This window comes from Sorangium sp. So ce836 (assembly GCF_028553905.1).
GTDB lineage: Bacteria > Myxococcota_A > Polyangia > Polyangiales > Polyangiaceae > Sorangium > Sorangium cellulosum_D.
Window position 1 is genome coordinate 9,380,359 of the sequence record NZ_CP102233.1, and the last position, 15,885, is coordinate 9,396,243.

At 73.7% G+C, this 15,885-nt stretch carries 8 protein-coding genes; 2 read left to right on the forward strand and 6 right to left on the reverse strand.

Features of this window, described 5'->3' with window-relative positions; translation table 11 throughout:
• Positions 1-83 precede the first annotated feature (83 nt).
• Positions 84-2,537 (forward strand): thrombospondin type 3 repeat-containing protein, encoded by a 2,454-nt coding sequence (locus tag NQZ70_RS33925; RefSeq protein ID WP_129577932.1) that lies wholly within the window; start codon positions 84-86, stop codon positions 2,535-2,537.
• 13 nt (positions 2,538-2,550) lie between these two features.
• Here NQZ70_RS33925 and NQZ70_RS33930 read toward each other — a convergent pair whose 3' ends face one another.
• From NQZ70_RS33930 to NQZ70_RS33940, 3 genes are all read right to left on the reverse strand, one after another.
• Positions 2,551-6,417: a serine/threonine-protein kinase gene (locus tag NQZ70_RS33930; RefSeq protein WP_129577933.1), complete on the reverse strand. Its 3,867-nt coding sequence runs from the start codon at positions 6,415-6,417 to the stop codon at positions 2,551-2,553.
• Positions 6,418-6,514: 97 nt separating this feature from the next.
• Positions 6,515-10,570, reverse strand: a complete 4,056-nt coding sequence (locus NQZ70_RS33935; protein ID WP_129577934.1) for a serine/threonine-protein kinase PknK — start codon at positions 10,568-10,570, stop codon at positions 6,515-6,517.
• Between the two features lie 8 nt (positions 10,571-10,578).
• Complete coding sequence (locus NQZ70_RS33940) at positions 10,579-11,460, reverse strand: hypothetical protein (RefSeq protein ID WP_165374309.1); 882 nt, start codon at positions 11,458-11,460, stop codon at positions 10,579-10,581.
• A gap of 170 nt (positions 11,461-11,630) precedes the next feature.
• On the opposite strand from NQZ70_RS33940, the gene NQZ70_RS33945 reads away from it, so the two are divergent.
• Positions 11,631-13,034 carry a serine/threonine-protein kinase gene (locus tag NQZ70_RS33945; RefSeq protein WP_129577935.1) on the forward strand — a complete coding sequence of 468 codons (1,404 nt, stop codon included), beginning with the start codon at positions 11,631-11,633 and terminating at the stop codon, positions 13,032-13,034.
• A 53-nt stretch (positions 13,035-13,087) separates the two neighbouring features.
• On the opposite strand, the gene NQZ70_RS33950 is transcribed toward NQZ70_RS33945, so the two are convergent.
• The 3 genes from NQZ70_RS33950 to NQZ70_RS33960 all read right to left on the reverse strand — a co-directional run bounded on the left by NQZ70_RS33950 (position 13,088) and on the right by NQZ70_RS33960 (position 15,767).
• Positions 13,088-13,648 carry a carboxymuconolactone decarboxylase family protein gene (locus NQZ70_RS33950; RefSeq protein WP_129577936.1) on the reverse strand — a complete coding sequence of 187 codons (561 nt, stop codon included), beginning with the start codon at positions 13,646-13,648 and terminating at the stop codon, positions 13,088-13,090.
• 72 nt (positions 13,649-13,720) lie between these two features.
• The gene (locus NQZ70_RS33955) at positions 13,721-14,185 is read right to left on the reverse strand and encodes a MarR family winged helix-turn-helix transcriptional regulator (RefSeq protein WP_129577937.1); all 465 of its coding nucleotides are present in this window, start codon (positions 14,183-14,185) and stop codon (positions 13,721-13,723) included.
• Between the two features lie 751 nt (positions 14,186-14,936).
• Entirely contained in the window at positions 14,937-15,767 is an 831-nt protein-coding gene (locus NQZ70_RS33960) for a hypothetical protein (RefSeq protein ID WP_129577938.1), read from the reverse strand.
• Between the last annotated feature and the right edge of the window lie 118 nt (positions 15,768-15,885).

A 15,885-nucleotide genomic window follows, 5' to 3' on the forward strand; every position in this document is an offset into this window, starting at 1 on the left:
CTGCTTTGTGACTTCGTTGTTCGTCCGTCCTGCGCTAGGGTTCCGCGGGTCCGGAACTTTCGCCCCGGCACCGAGGTGGCCCCGTGCGACGACGCCGCTCCTTCGTCGGTATCAGCTTCGCTTTGCTCTCGCTCCTGCCCAGGGCGGCGCTCGCCTCGCCGACGGTGACCGGCTCCACGCCGGAGCTCGGATCGTGGGATGCGCGCCGCGGCGCGCCGCTCCGCGACGACGGGATCGCCCCGGACAGGGCGGCCGGGGACGGCGTCTTCACGGCGGCGGTCTCGTTCGCGGCGCCGGGAGACGTCGAGTACAAGATCTCGCGAAACGGCGTCGATCTCGCGGACGGCGGCGCCGGCGCGGCCAGCGGCGAGAGCCTGCGTTTCACGCTGGCCGGCGGGACACCGCCCTACGATGTCACCTTCTACTACGACAAGCGCGACCTGACCGCACAAGGGTTCTTGCCGGCGACCGAGTCGGCCTCGGACTCGCGCAGCGCCTCGCTCGACGAAGGCGGCGCACCGCAGGTGTGGGTCGCCGTCGGAGACTGGCAGAGTTCCGTGGGCGACACCGACTGGAACCCGTATTCTTCCCTCACGGTCGCGCGCGACGACGGCAACCTCGGCGATCGCGTCGCGGGCGATGGGGTGTATACGTACCGCTTCGTGGCCCGGACGGCGCTCTCCGGCGCGTCCTTCAAGTTCGCGGCGCAGGGCCCCTGGAGCACGAGGCTCGGGGCGAACGGCTGGAGCTACGCCCCGCGGGACTCGTCGAGCGGCGCCCTCAGCGCGGCGGCGGGGCAGGTCGTCACGCTGGAGCTCGACGCGCGCCACGGCCGGATGCGCGCGCAGGCGTCGAGCCCCGCGAAGCTCCTCCTGACGGAGCTCCTCGTCCACCCGACAGCCGCGGAGTTCGTCGAGATCTATAACCCGGGCAGCGCGCCGGTCGATCTGTCGGACTACTACCTCGCGGACTACCGCTTCTATTACCAGCTCGTCACGCCGGCCCCGACGCTCCCGAACACGAATGATTTCCTGGTGCGCTTCCCGGATGGCGCCGAGATCGGCCCCGGTGAGGTCCAGACCGTGTCGATCGCAGGCGCCGAGTGCTACCGCACGGGGTGCAACGAGAGCAGGGCGTTCAACGGCTGGGGCGCGCCCCCCACCTACGAGATCCAGAGCGCCGGCGGCGCGGAGGGCAAGTCGGCCGACGCGGTGCCCGACATGCGGCTGCCGATCCAGGGATCGGTGGGAGAGACGCGCGGGCTGACGAACGATCATGAGTGCCTGATCCTCTTTTACTGGGACGGCGTGAGCGATCTCGTGAAGGACGTCGATTACGTCTTTTATGGCGTGACGGGGCCGAACACGCCTGTCGACAAGACGGGTGTATCGATCGACGGGCCGGACCCCGGGACCGCGCCGAGCGCCTACCTGGACGACGCGGCGGACGACGCCGCGCTGCACGCGCCGCTGTCGACCGCGAACGGGAGCTGTCGGCAGGACTTCACCGAAGGCACCCAGACCGCGAGCGGGGGGAACGGGGTGACCGGCGCGGTCGAGACCAGCGAGCCGACGTCGTCGACCTGGGCCGCGTGCGCCGTCCCGACGCCCGGCGCGATCGATTTCGACGGCGACGGCGTGCTGGATGGCGCGGACAACTGCCCCCATGCGGAGAACCCGCGTCAGGAGGATCTCGACGGCGACGGCGAGGGCGACGCCTGCGACCCGGACGACGACGGTGACGGCGTGCTGGATGGCGCGGACAACTGCCCTTCCACCGCCAACTCGACCCAGCGCGACACCGACGGCGACGGGGCTGGCGACGCCTGTGACCCGGACGACGACGACGACACGGTCCTCGACGCCGACGACAACTGCCCTCGGACGCCGAACGCCGATCAGCGGGACTCGGACGGCAACGGCGTCGGCGACGCGTGCGACGCCGACGACGACGGAGACGGCGTGAACAACGACGAGGACAACTGCCCCAAGGTGGCGAATCCCGGCCAGGAGGACTCGGACGGCGACGGGACCGGCGACGCCTGCGACGGGGATCTCGCCGACTCGGACGGCGACGGCGCGCTCGACGGCATGGACAACTGCCCTGTCGTCAGGAATCCGGACCAGGCCGACACCGACGGCGACGGCGTGGGCGACGCCTGCGACAACTGCGAGGCTCGAGCGAACGCCGATCAGGCCGACACCGACGGCGACGGCGCGGGCGACGCGTGCGACGCCGACGACGACAACGACTTCGTACGGGACGTCCATGACGAGTGCCCGACCGAGCCCGGGCCTGCCTCGAACCGGGGTTGCCCCGGGGGCGAGGGCGGCGGCGCGGCGGCCTCGAGCGCGGCGAGCTCGTCGGTCGAGGCGTCGTCGTCGTCGTCGTGGGGCAGCAGCGGCGGGCTCGGCGGCGGCGGACCCGGCTGTGACTGCCACGCCGCGAGCGGCGCGCCGTCGGGCGGCCCGCTCGCGCCGTGGCTCGCGCTCCTCGGCGGCATGCTGCGGCTCGCGTGCGGCCGGCGGCGCGCGTGAGCGCGGCGCTGCGTCAGCCGTCGAGCCACCGCCGCGCGCGCTCGAGCGTGCGGGCGTTGTCCGGAACGTCCCGGAGGAAGCGCTCGCGCCACGTCGAGTCGCGGAGCTTCTCGGCGCGCGCGAGCAGGGCCGCCCTGGCGGACGCGATGGCGGCGCTCGCCTCGGCGTGCCTGCCGCTCGCGGCGAGCGCCTCGGCATACGTCAGCCGGACGTGCGACTCGCCCTCTTCGAGGGTGCCGAACGCCGCAAGCTGCTCGCTCGCCTCAGCGGCAGCCTGCATCGCCTCGTCGGTACGCCCGAGCCCGAGCAGCGCGCGGGCGAGGACGGCAGAGGCGTTTACAGCGATCGTCGGTGCGCTCGGCGCGAGCGCCATCGCGGCGCGCGCCGAGCGCTCGGCGGCCTCGAAATCGCCCATGGCCAGGGCGATCTGCGCCAGGTAGCTCCGAGCCGCGAGCTCCGTACGCACCAGGCCCGCTCGCCGGCTCGACGCGGCCACGGCCTCGGCGAGCGCCTGCGCGTCGGCCAGCTGGCCTCGGAGCGCGAGGACCCGCGCGAGGTTGACCTCGGTGCCGAGCTTCAGCTCCTGCAGATGCAGCCGGTCAGCCTCCGCCACCCCTGCGCGTATCATCGACTCCGCCCTTTCGAGGTCGCCGAGCTCCGCGTAGGTAAAGCCCACTCCTGCGCGAGCGCTGCACGCGTTGCGATGGTCGCCGACTTGCTCGAGCGCATGCGCCTCGGCCTCCAGGCTGGCCACGCCGGCGCCCAGATCACCGGTGCAGAGCGCGTACGTCGAGCGCGCGCCGTGGAGATACGCCCTCACCTCGAGGCCAGGCGCCTCCACGTCCGCGAGGGCGCGCTGGAGCACGTCGAGCAATGCGGCGCTTTCGCCATACCGCCCGGCGAGCGACAGCGCGCTCGCGCCGGCAGACAGGCAGCCGAGCCTCGCGCTCTGCGCGCCGTCCATCGCGGCGACGTCCACCGCCTCGGCGACGCAGCGCCCGAGCTCGTCGAGCCGTCCCAGCTTGGACAGGGCCCATACCGTCGAGGTGACGTTCGAAAACCATGCGGCCGAGCCACGCTCGATCCGGCGCATCGCCTCGCCCCCCCGCTCCGCGGCGAGCGCCAGGTCCCCGCGCCACACATGGGCTTCGGCCTGGATACCGCGGAGCCTACCCGCGGTGTCCCCGGCCGCGCCGCAGCCGATACCGCGCTCGGCCCGCTCCAGCGCCGTGGCGAGATCGCTGCCGCGGAGCGCGTCCTCGGCCGCGCGCAGGTACGCGTCCGCCGCCCGCGCCGGCGCGCCGCCGATCTCGAAGTGCTCCGCGAGCGCCATCGCGTCCGCGCCGCCGGCCCGCTCCAGCCAGTCTCCCGCGAGCGCGTGCCCGACCCGGCGATCGCGCTCGGTGAGCGTGCCGTAGGCGGCTTCCCGCACCAGCGCATGCCGAAACCCGTACTCCACCTCACCCGCGACGCGTGCCTCGTGACGCCGCAGCACGAGCTCCCGCCGCGCGAGCTCCCCAAGCCGCGGCGCCACCGGCGCGCCGCCCACGAGGGCCGACACCGCGCCCTCCCAGAACGTCTCGCCCAAGACGCTCGCCGCGCGCAGCACGCGCCGCTCCTCCACGTCCAGCGCCTCGAGCCGCGCCTGTACCATCGCCAGCGCCGTCTCGGGCATGCTCTCGCTCCTGCCCTCGGCGACCGCGCGGATCTGCTCCTCCAGCATGAGCGCGTTGCCCTCGGCGCGCACGAGCAGCGCGTCCACCTGCTCGGCGCCCAGCGCGTCACCGAGCACCTCCCGGACGAGCCGCTCGCTCGCGCGCCGCGAAAGCGGCGCGAGGCGGACCCGGAGGCCGTTGCGCTCGCGCCACAGCGACGGGAAGAGCCCGTCGACCTCCGGGCGTGCGAGCGCCAGCACGAAGAACGGCAGGTCCCTCGCGCGTCGGAGCGCGGCGTCGACCAGGGTCACCGTGGGCAGGTCGCCCCAGTGCAGATCCTCCAGCACCAGCAGCACCGGCTGCCGCTGGCACTCGGCCCGCACGAAGTCCTCGAACGCCTCGCGGAGACGGTCGCTCATCAGCATCGGGTTCTGCCGCGCAGCGAGGAGCTGCACATCCCCGTCGCCGGGGAACGCCGCCCCGACGAGCTCGCCGAGGAACGCCGCCACGTGCGCGCCCTCGTCCCCGAGCCGGTCGAGCCGCTCCACCCGGGAGATCACCTTGCGCCGCCGCACCTCCAGCGGCTCGCCGTCGCGGATGCCCATGGCGCGGCGCAGCGCCCGGGCGAGCAGGCCGAATGCCGACCCGGCGGCCACCGGGTCGGCCCTGCCGATCCAGACCTCGGCGAGCTCGCCCCGCTCCTCGAGGGCGCGGAGGAACTCCCACGTAAGGCGCGACTTGCCGACGCCCGGGGCGCCCACGACGACGACGGCGTTCGCGGAGGGCTCGTCCACGCAATGGCGCCACTCGGTCGCGAGCTGCGAGAGCTCGCGCTCGCGCCCCACGCAGGGCGTCGGCTTGCCGAGGAGCCGGGGCACGGTGTCCGGCTCCTCCTTCGGGCCGCGGAGCCAGCACCCGCCGGGCCCCTGTACCGTCTCGAAGCGGCTCGCGAGCAGGCTGGCCGTCGCGTCGTCGACCCGGATCTCCGGGGTCGGCGGGCCGTCGCGCCCGGCGATGAGCTGCGCGACCCGATCGACCAGCTCGCCGAGCGGCAGCTTCCCCTCGATCTCCGCCAGCCCCGTCGCGACGGACGTGGGCACGGCGCCGAGCACTGTCCGCAGGGCGAGCGCGCAGTGGGCCGCCCGCGTGGCGAGATCCGTGGGCGACTCGGCGCCGGACAGCGCGACGAGCAGCCAGCGCGACTGTAGACCGTCGAGCCGCCCGCCGTGGCGCGCCGCGATGTCGCGCAGCGCCTCGGCTCGCGCGGCGCAATCGGCCTCCGAGAGCGTGGCGTCGGCCTCGGTGCTGCCGTCTTCGGCCAGGATGACGCACATGACCTTGCGCTCTGCCGTCGTGATCTCCACGAGCGGCGCCGCGATCGCGCTCGCGCCGGCGAACGGCCCTGCGCCGTCCACGGCCGCGAGCTCCGAGGCGGCGGCGGCGCCGTCGCGCGGCCGCTCCCCCGGCTCCTTCGCCAGCATCCGCGACACCAGGCGCTCGAGCTGCTCCGGGATGTCGCCGCGCAGCTGCCCGAGCCGCGGCGGCTCTTCCAGGACGACCTTCATGAGGAGCGCGAGCGCGCTGTCGCCCATGAAAGGCGGACGCCCCGCGAGGCACTGGAACAGCACGCATCCGAGCGCGAACACGTCGGCCCGGGCATCGACGGGCGAGTCGCCGCGCGCCTGCTCGGGGGCCATGTACCCGGGCGTGCCGAGTATCGCGCCGGGTGACGTGAGGGTCTGCGTGAGCCGGAGGTCGCGCGCGATGCCGAAGTCGAGCAGCGTGACGCGCTCGACCGCGCCGTCCACGAGCATCAGGTTGCTCGGCTTGAGGTCACGGTGAACGACGCCGAGCCGGTGCACGGCGCCGAGCGTCGTGGCCACGCACGCGGCCAGCGTCACGCTCTCGGCGAGCGTGAGCGGCGCCCCGGCGAGCCGCTCCTCCAGGGTCACGCCGTCGAGCCACTCCATGGCCAGGTAGGGCTGCCCTTCGCCGGTCACGCCGTGCGCGACGTACTGCACCGTGCCGGGCAGCCGGAGCGTCACGAGCGCCTCCGCCTCCCGCGCGAACCGACGCCGTTCGTTTGCGCTCGCGCCTTGCAGCACCTTGAGCGCGACCGCCTCGCCCGACTGCCGGTCGCGCGCGCGATACACGTCCCCCATCCCGCCAGAACCCGCGAGGCGCTCGATCTCGAACCGCCCCTCGACGATGTCCAGCGCACGCATGGCGCCGTCTAATTTACTTCCTGTGCCGGGAGGTGACCAACCCCGGCGCGAAGGTCGTCACGTCGTCCAGCGCACGGCGCCGGGCTCTGCCCGCCCGTCATGCGCTGGCGTCGGCGGGCGATGCGCCTCCCGGCGAGCCCTCTCGCTGCCGCGAGATCCGCTCCCGCATCACGTTGGGGATCCTCCCGGCTGCCTCCGCCGCCCGCTCGAGCGCCGCGCGCGCGTCGGCGTGCCGGCCGCGGCGGGAGAGCGCGCGCGCCCGCGCCTCGATGACCTCGATCTGCTCCTGCCCCACGGAGAACCGGGCGGATCGCTCCTCCAGCTCGTCCCACGCCTCGTCGCTCGCGTCCCGCGTCGCGAGGTCGATCATCGACCACTGCACCTCCTCCGCGGGGGCCATCTCCGCGCCGGAGCGCCCCTCCGCGGCGGCCTTCGCCTGCTGCGCCCGGATCTCTTCGATGATCTCTCGAGCCTTGCCCTCATCGCCCCGGTAGAGCAGCAGCCTCGCCAGGAGGAGATGCACGACGGGCCGCGCCTCCTCCCCGCGCTGCTGGCGCTCCAGCGCCACGGCCCGCTCGACGTGCGGCATCGCCATCTCCAGGTTGCCCATCAGGTAGAGGTACTCGCCCAGGTTGAACTCCCCGACGAGCTCCATCGTCCCGAGGCCCAGCTCGCGCGAGGTGGCCAGGACGCGGCACAGATCCAGGAGCATGCCCTCGTTGTCCCCGAGGCACGCGCGCAGGAGAGCCCGGTTGCTGATGGCGGGCCCGAGGTGCAGGAGGTCGCCGCGCGACTCGCACATCCGGATCGTCCGCTCCAGCGCCCCCCCTGCCTCGTCCAGCTTGCCCAGCCCCGGATAGATGAAGCTCAGGAGGACCAGCGACACCACGAGCGTCTCGTAGCCCTCGTCGCCCAGGGCCTCGGCCTGCGCCGCCGCGAGCTCGAGCTGCGGCGCGGCCTCCTTCTCGCGGCTCTCGCGGGCGAGGGAGCGCGCCACGCTCATCGAGAGGCGCGCCGCGAGCGCCGGCGGCAGAGCGCTCGGCGCGATCGCCCGCGCCTGCTCTACCCGCTCCTTCGACCGCCCGTAGTCGTCCATCCAGTCGAGCGCCGTGGCCTCGTCGAGCAGGATCTCGACCTGCTCGATCGCGTCGCCCTCCTCCACCGCCATCGCGCGCGCGCGATCGAAATCGCCGAGCGCGTCGTGGTAACGCCCGAGCCGGTAGCGCATCAGCCCCCGGCCCCGGTACGCCGCTCGCCTGCGCGCGCCGCGCTCCTCCACCGGCTGCGCGAGCGCGCGGCTGTAGTGGATCTCCGCCTCGACGTAGGCGTGCCGCGCCCGCGCCCGCTCGGCCAGCTCCAGGTACGCCTCCTCCGCGATCGCGGCGAGCCCCGCCTCGGCCGCATGGAACGCGATCTTGAACCGCCCCTGCTCCACGCTCTCGTGGGCCACCTCGCGGTGATGCTCGTATGCGGCCAGGTGGATCCGCCGCCGCTCGGCGAGCGCCACCCCGTGCGCGATCGCCTCCCGCACGAGCGCGTGCCGGAAGGCGAACCGCCCCTTCCGGCCCGCCACCAGCACGCCCGCCTCCACCAGCCGCTCGGTCCCGACGCGCGCGTCGAGCGGGAAGGCCGCGCCCTCCCCGCGCTCGTCCAGGTGGCGCAGCACGCCGGCGACCTCGTCGAGCGACACCTCGGCGCCGAGCAGCGAGACGAGCCGCGCGTGCGCCCCGAGCGCCGACCCGAGCGCCGCGACCTCTGCCTCCGCGAGCGGATCGATGAGCGGGAGCGCCGGCAGGCGATCGAGCTCGTCGGTCGCCAGGTACCACGCGTCGCCCCGCGGGTGGCGCCGCAGGACCCCCTCGCGCTTGAGCCCGTGCACGAGCTCCACCAGCAAGAGCGGCACCCGCTGCGAGCGCTCGAGCAGGTGATCGATGGCCGACTCCGGCACGTCCCGCGCCGGCAGGAGCAGCCGCCGGCACAGCGCCCGCGCGCTCTCGGCGTCCAGCGGCCCGAGCCGCACCGCCTCGCGCCGCGCGGCGCGCTCGCCCCAGGAAGGGTGCGCCTCGGCGAACGCGGGGCGCCCCATCGCGCAGATCCAGAGCGGCGCGGCGCCGTCCGCGAGCGCCGCGTACTCCAGCGCCGCGAGCGTCACGTCTTGAGCGAACTGCGCGTCGTCGAGGATGACGGCGACGGGCGCGGCGGCCGCGCGCCGGCGCAGGCACTCGCCCGCCGCCCGCACGCGCGCCGAGCGCAGCGCGCCGGGCGCGGCCCTGAGCGCCTCGATCTCCGGGAACACCTCGCCGCCCGTCCGCTCGTCCACCCACCCGAGCGCCATCGCCAGCCCCGAGCCGAGGTCCTCGCCGAGCGCGGGGCCGAGCCGCTCCGCGAGCACGGCGCGGACGCCGCTCTGCGGGGGCGCGTCCGGCACGTCGAGCGCCACGCGCACGAGCTCCTGGAGCGTCGCGTCCGAGGCGCCGCTCGTCGGCTCCTGCCCGCGCAGGTCGATGAGCTGGGCGTGCGGCAGGCGCGCCCGGAGCTGCCTGCCGAGCTCGGCGAAGACGCGGCTCTTCCCGTAACCGGGCTCCCCGATCACGGACACGACCGTCGGCTGCCGGAGGCGGAGCGCCTCCTCGGCGCTGTGCAGCAGCCGATCGAGGACGTCGCGGCGACCGATGAGCGCGCCGGGATCCGTCGGCTCACGCGCCACGCCGACCGAGCCGAGCGTCCGCTCGCGCGCGAGCTCGTCCTCCGCCGCGGCGGACGCCTCGGGGAGCGCGGCCGCGGCCGCAGGCGTGAGGAACGGCCCTGGCGGCCCAGACGCCGCCGGCCACCGCTCGGCGCGCGAGAAGAGCGGGCTCAGGAAGCGCGTCGCCCCGCCCGGCCGGGCCTGGACGGAGACGGGCGCGAGATCGATGAGGACCCGCGCGCACAGCCCTCCTCGCAGCAGCTCGTCGGCAGCGCGCTGCGCGTGGCGCGCCGGGCTCGCCGCGCCCTCGTGGCCGAAGACCGCCGCGTAGCGCGAGCCAGAGGCGTGCGCGAGCTCGCCCCCGAGCGCCCGGACCTTGCGCTGCACGGCGCCCCGGTCGGCGACCCCCTCGAAGAACAGGAGGCCCACCGGGCGGCGCAGGGCCCCGCCTCCGGTCCGGGCCCCGTCGCGCTCGCTCGCCGCGAGATCCTCCCCGAGCGCGCGTTCCAGCGCGGCGCGGAGCTCGGTCGCGCTGGCGAACCGCTCGCTCCGATCCTTGAGCAGGCAGCGGTGCACCACGTCCTCGATCGCCCGCGGCACGGCCGCGCGCGCCGACAGGCGCGGGGGCCTGCGGCTCCGGTGATCTTCGAGCACCGCCGCCCGCGGCCCCCAGAAGGGCGGCCGGCCCGCGAAGAGCTCGTACAGGATGACGCCCATCGCATAGATATCGGCGCGCGCGTCGAGATCCGCGCGCCCCGCGGACTGCTCCGGCGCCATGTACTCCGCCGTCCCCAGGGCCAGATCCGCGTCCTGCGCGCCGTCGCGGCGCCCCACGACGCGGGCGATGCCGAGGTCGATGAGGGTCGCCTTCCCCGCGGGATCCACGAAGATGTTCTCGGGCTTGAGATCGCAGTGCACGTAGCCGCGCGCGTGGACGGCCTCGAGGGCCGCGAGCGTCGCGAGGCCGAGCCGGGCCGCCTCCTCAACGCGCGGCGCGGGGCGGAGGGCCAGGCGGACGGCGAGCGTCGGCGCGGCGACGAGATCGATCACGGCGTAGGGAGAGCCGTCGTCCAGCGTGCCCCACGCGTGCACGGCCGGCACGTGGGGCGCGCCCACGGCGAGCAGCGCCTCGACCTCGCGCCGGAGGCGCGCGCCGGCGCCGCGGCGATCGGCGCGCGCGAGCTTGATGGCCACCGTCGCCCCGCCGTCCTCGCGCTCGGCCTCGAACACGGTGCCGAACCCGCCCTGCCCCAGGATCCGGACGGTCCGGTAGCCTTCGAAGCAGGGCAGCGCGACCGGGACGACCTCGGTGACGTCGAGGACGGTCGCGTCATCCGGCAACGACGACGGGCCCAGCGCGCCGCACTCGGGGCATACGCCCTCGTTCCGCCGTCCGCAGGACGGGCAGCGCCGGGCCTCGATGGGCGCGCGGTCCGGCCCCTCGTCGGGTGACGCCTCCGAGCGCACGCCCACGCCTACGGGGGCAAGAACGACGTGACCACCTGGTCCGTGCGCGCTGAGGAGGGGTTCGCGGGGTTGTCGAGGCATTGGGCGTAGAACCCCCCGTCGGAGCTCACGACGCTGCACACCGTATCGCAAGAGCCCGCGATCGTGATAGGACCACACGGCCGCGTGGTGCTCGCCCCAGTCCCGGGGTCGACGTCCATGTGCCCGGCCGCGCAGTCACGCTTGAGCGCCCGCGCCCTGGTGACGCCCGTGGGCGAGTAGCAGGCGTGCGCATACGGGGTCGAGCCGAACAGGTTCCCCCAGAACGCGCCCTCGCGCACCGTGTAGCTGGCGCGCTCCGCCGCGCCCGAGGCCAGGAACGGCTGACCGGAGCGCAGGGAGATCAGCACCGAGACGCCGTACCAGTTCGTCCTCGAGAGGAGGCACGCCGAGATCCAGCTCTGGAAGTAGGGATCGGTGATCGGACCGTACACCCACCAGTCCGCGATCCCGAGGTCGCCTCGGTAGGTCTCTGAACGGACGGTACCGCTGCTGTCGGTCCACGAGAACGAGAGCGACTGGTCCGGCCGGAGGCCACAGCTGACCGTGTACCGCAGAAGCTCCCTTGACAGGTCGCCGTTGGGTCCTGGATTCTGGACGGCTGCGCGCGAGCCCGGGCTGAGCCCGGCCCAGGTGAGCGGGTTCGCGGCGAGCGCGGCGGGGGTGAGCGCGGTCGAGTTGAGGGAGTTTTTCCAGAGCGCATTGCTGAGGATGCTGTTGGTGCTGAGGACAGCGTCCTCGGCCTCTGCGACTGGTTCCTCGGTCTCGTCGTCGATCTCGGCCCCGATGCAGGCGGTAGTAACCAGAGGTATTGCGAGCAGCGCAACAGTCCGTGTCCAGCAAAGGAACATCTTGTTCCCCCTTTCAGCGACGGGTCCCGGCCGGCGGTTCAGTGTCGAGGTGCGGCCAAGTTTAAGTTACCATTTAGAAACGCTCCTGAGTATACCGGTTCATCAAGATCATCCTCGAAGGGGACAGCAGCGCGCGCCGCGGCCCGTGACGCGCCGCACGGTGGGGCAAGATGACGAAAGAGGACGAGACGAGGCCATTTTCGGAGGTCGAGCGGGCCAGCGCGCGCGGCGAGCTCCCGCCGGGGACCCTGGCCGGCGAATACATCCTCGAAGGATTCATCGCGCGCGGCGGCTGCGGGGTCGTCTATGCAGCGAGGCACGCCCGTTCAGGGAGGCCCGCCGCCGTCAAGGTGCTGAGCGAGGCGGTAGCCCACTCGCGCCGCGTGGTCGAGCGATTCGCGCGCGAGATCGAGGCATTACGCCTCATCTCCCACCCCAACATCGTAGAAATTTACGAAGTAGGTGAGCTGAACAACTATCAGCCGTTCTACGTGATGGAGCGCCTGGAGGGGCAGACGCTCGATGCGCTGATCAGGGCCGAAACCCGGCTCGCGCCGCGGGAGGCGCTCGAGCTGTTCGAGCCCATCTGCGCGGCGCTGGGGGCCGCGCACGCCGCCGGCATCATTCACCGCGACGTGAAGGCCAGCAACATCTTCATCTGCTCCGGCAAACCACGGACCGTGAAGCTGCTCGACTTCGGCATCGCGAAATTGATGGGGCCCGAGGAGGGCTCGACCTGGCTGACCACCGCCGGAAGAATGCCCGGGACGCCATCGATCATGGCGCCCGAGCAGATCCTGGGCGGCCCCATCGATGCGCGGGTGGATGTTTATGCGCTCGGAGTGCTCCTCCATCGCATGTTGGTCGGAAGATTACCATTCCACACACATGACATGGATGAGATGGTGCGGAAGCACCTCGAGGAGCCGCCGATGCCCCCGAGCTTGCGGGTGCCGCTTCCTCTCGAGCTCGACGCGGTGGTGCTTCGCTGTATGGAGAAGCGGCGGGAGCGGCGGTTCGGCTCGGTCGAGGAGCTGGTGCGGGCGCTCCGGGAGGCGATCGGCGAGCCCGCGTCGGGGACGAGGGGCGGGCCGGATCCGACGCAGCCGGCGGTGGGCGTGTACCTGGAGGTGAGGACGCGCGGCGGCTCCGACGATCTCGACGACGCGCTCGCGGCGGACATCGGGCAGGTGCTCGACACGGCCGAGTCGCAGCTCGAGCGCGCGGGGTTCATCCTGGCCTCGACGACCGGCAACGAGGTGCTCGGCGTGCGCCTCTTGCCCGCCGGGGCGGACGCGGAGCGCGACGAGCGGCGCGCGGCGCTCCGGGTCGCGGCGGCGCTGCACGAGGCGGTGGTCCGCCGCGCGGGGGCGGACGCGCGCGTGCACGTCAACGTGAGCGTCCACGCGGACGACGTGCAGGTGCGCCCGGCGGCGCAGCCCGAGATCCTGGGGGGCGCGCTGATGTGCGCGGGCGAGTGGGCGCCGGCCGGCGAGGAGCCGGGGGTCTTCGCGACGCCGAGCGCGACCGCGGGCCTCGTCGGCGAGGAGCTGCGCCCCATCCGCGGCGCGTGACCCATCTCGAGCGCGGCCCGCGATCGCGGCGAGCGCCCGCGCTTCCGGGCGCGTCAGCGCAGCGCGTGGGTGCGGGTCATCCGGTTCGCGAACGTCGACAGCGTGTAGGTGCCGATGCCGACGATCACCTCGAGGGCCTGCTCGGCGGTGAAGCCCGCGCCGAGGAAGGCGTCGAGATCGGCGTCCGAGACCTGGCCGCGCTCGCGCAGCGTCGCCTCGGTGAACGCCGCGAGCGCCTGGAGGCGCGCGTCGGGCGCCGGCCTCCGCTCGAACAGCGCCGCGGCGACCTCGGGGGGCGCCCCCGCGCGGAGGAGCAGCCCGCGGTGCATCGCGCGGCAGAGATCGCAGCCGTTCGCGCCGGCGACGACCATCACCACGACCTCGCGCTCCACCGGCGAGAGCGTGGCCCCCTCGAAGACCGAGAGGAGCTCGTCGAAGGCGCGCACGAGGAGCGGCGAGGTCGCGAAGCGCGCCGAGGGCAGCGGCAGGAAGCCGAACTTCCGCGAGGTCCGCTCCAGCGCGGCGCGGGCCGCCGCGGGCGCCGTGTCGAGCGTGTGCGCGGGGAAATGAGGGGATGCGGCGGCCTGGGCAGGGGAAGCAGCGGTCTGGGTCATGCGGGTGTCTCCTGAATTGGTTGTCTATGCAATCAATTGGGGATGATGAGGCCGGCGGGGGGCGGGCCGCGCTCAGCCCTCGGGCTCGAGGTTCGCGAGGATGCGCTGCAGCGTGCGCCGGGTCGTGAGCAGATCGTCCTCCGGGATGCCGGCGCGCAGCGCGTCCACGAGGGCCTTGGCCTCGCCCGACAGCTCCTTGCGCAGCGTGCGCCCGCGCGCGGTGAGGTAGACGAGCCGGGCGCGCCGGTCCGTCGGGTCGTGCCTCCGCTCGACGAGCCCGTCGCGCTCCATGAGCGCGAGGATCCGGCTCATCGTGGGCACGTCCCGGAAGGTGCGCTCGGCCAGGTGTGTCTGCGTGACGCCCTCCTGCTCCCACAGGCGGACGAGGACCATCCACTGCTCGGGCGTGATCTCGACGCCGTGCGCGCGGAAGCGCCGGTACATCGCGGCGCGGGAGGCGAGGTACACGCGCGCGACCCAGTAGCTGAGGGCGTTGTCGAGGATGATCCCCCCTTCGGCCGTGAACTGGTCGCGCATGATGGCCGAGCGTACCGCAGAAGAATTAATTGTCAATACAACCAATTGTCCGGCGCGCCGCGCGGGGCTCGCTGGCGCGGCCTGTGCGAGCCCGCCTGCGGTCATGGCGACGCAGGCGGCGAGCGGCGCGGGGCGCGCCTCGGCGTGGCCGGCGAGGCAGAGGAGCGGCGTCGAGAGGACGGGCGCGCCGCAGGACCGCACGCCGAGCAGCGGGACGTCGCCGTGCTCCGTCGAGCGCCGCCGGGCGGCTCCTCGGCGCCAATCCACTGCCGGCGAGCGCCGCCGGGCGGCGTTCGGATGCGAGCCCCCTTCCCCTCGATCGCCGACCGACGGCGCTCGGCGCAAACCAACTCTCGGCGATCGCCGCCCGCCGGCGCTCTCGCGTAAGCCCTCTTACTCAAGATCGCCGCCCGGCGGCGCTCGGCGCAAACCAACTCTCGGCGATCGCCGCCCGGCGGCGATCTTGCGTAAGCCCTCTTACTCGCGATCGCCGCCCGGAGGCGCTTCGGCGTAAGACATCTTACTTGAGATCGCCGCCTGGAGGCGCTTCGGCGTGAGACATCTTCCTCGAGATCGCCACCGACCACCGATCGGCGCAAGTGGACAGCCTCGCACCCCCTGGCAGGCGGCAAAAAAAGAAAGATGGCTTACCTCAACGGGGTGGAGGACGGCAGTTCGAGCAAGGTGCCCAACCTTCGCGCGTCCTGGCGCGGGCGTGGTGCTCGTGCCGAGGAGGTGAGGAGCGCCGGGCTCAGGCGCCGTCGAAGGAATCGTCCGCGTCGGCGACGGCGTCGGCGGCGGGCGGCGCGGCGTCGTCGGCCGGCGCGGGCTCGGCCGCGGCCTCGGCGCCGCCCTTGCGCCCGCGCCGGTCGGCCCGGGTGGACTCGCGGCGGAGCCGGCCGAGCAGGCGGTCGACGGTCTCGGCGCTCGCGGTCTTCTCGAGGGCGAGGTTCGTCTCGACCGCGCGGGCCATGCGGATCCAGGCGTTGCGGGCGTTCAGCACCTCACGCGGCGTCGCGCCGTCCGTGTTCGACGGGGCGCTCAGCGCGAGCTGCTCGCGCTGCGCCTCCACCTTCTCGATCTCGAGCGCGGCCGCGACCCAGGCGTCCACCACCTGCGCGAGCGGCCCCTCGGGCGTCTTCAGCTTCTTGAGCAGCTTCTCCGAGGCCTCGTCGAGGCGCGACCGGAGCAGCTTTGCGTCGCCCGCCTGGTCGCCATAGCTGCGCGAGATCGCCCGGAGCCCCGCCGGGGCGAGCCGATCGCGCAGGTCGAGGAGCGCCGCGGCGAGCTCGGGATCGTCGGTCATCTCGGCGAGCGCGCCGAGGTAGTTGTACGCCCCGCGGAGCTTGCGGTCGTGCGTCGCGTCGAGCGCGAGCGCGCGCTCCATGAGCGCCTTCGCCTGCTGCTGCAGGCTGGAGCCGAGCCGCTGCGTGGTCAGGATCCGACCGTGCGCCTCCTCGACCGCGGGCAGGAGCGGCGCGAGCAGCGGCAGCGACGTGAACACCTTCCGATCCTGCGCCGGATCGAGCCACGGCGCGGAGATGTTGACCATCGCCTGGGGGCTGAGATTGCGATAACCCATGAGATACCCTCCTTTGGTCAGGGGCGCCCCGAGTCTCGGCGCCGGTCGAGCTCGATGCAACCTTGCGGCACCTCTGCGGCCGTCGCGTTCGTGCTGGGTCGCTGGGGATCCCGGTGTC

Coding starts and splice junctions, on each gene's coding strand:
- NQZ70_RS33940 (WP_165374309.1), bottom strand. CDS start 11,460: ATGTTCCTTTGCTGGACACGGACTGTTGCGCTGCTCGCAATACCTCTG.
- NQZ70_RS33950 (WP_129577936.1), bottom strand. CDS start 13,648: ATGACCCAGACCGCTGCTTCCCCTGCCCAGGCCGCCGCATCCCCTCAT.
- NQZ70_RS33960 (WP_129577938.1), bottom strand. CDS start 15,767: ATGGGTTATCGCAATCTCAGCCCCCAGGCGATGGTCAACATCTCCGCG.
- NQZ70_RS33945 (WP_129577935.1), top strand. CDS start 11,631: ATGACGAAAGAGGACGAGACGAGGCCATTTTCGGAGGTCGAGCGGGCC.
- NQZ70_RS33930 (WP_129577933.1), bottom strand. CDS start 6,417: ATGCGTGCGCTGGACATCGTCGAGGGGCGGTTCGAGATCGAGCGCCTC.
- NQZ70_RS33955 (WP_129577937.1), bottom strand. CDS start 14,185: ATGCGCGACCAGTTCACGGCCGAAGGGGGGATCATCCTCGACAACGCC.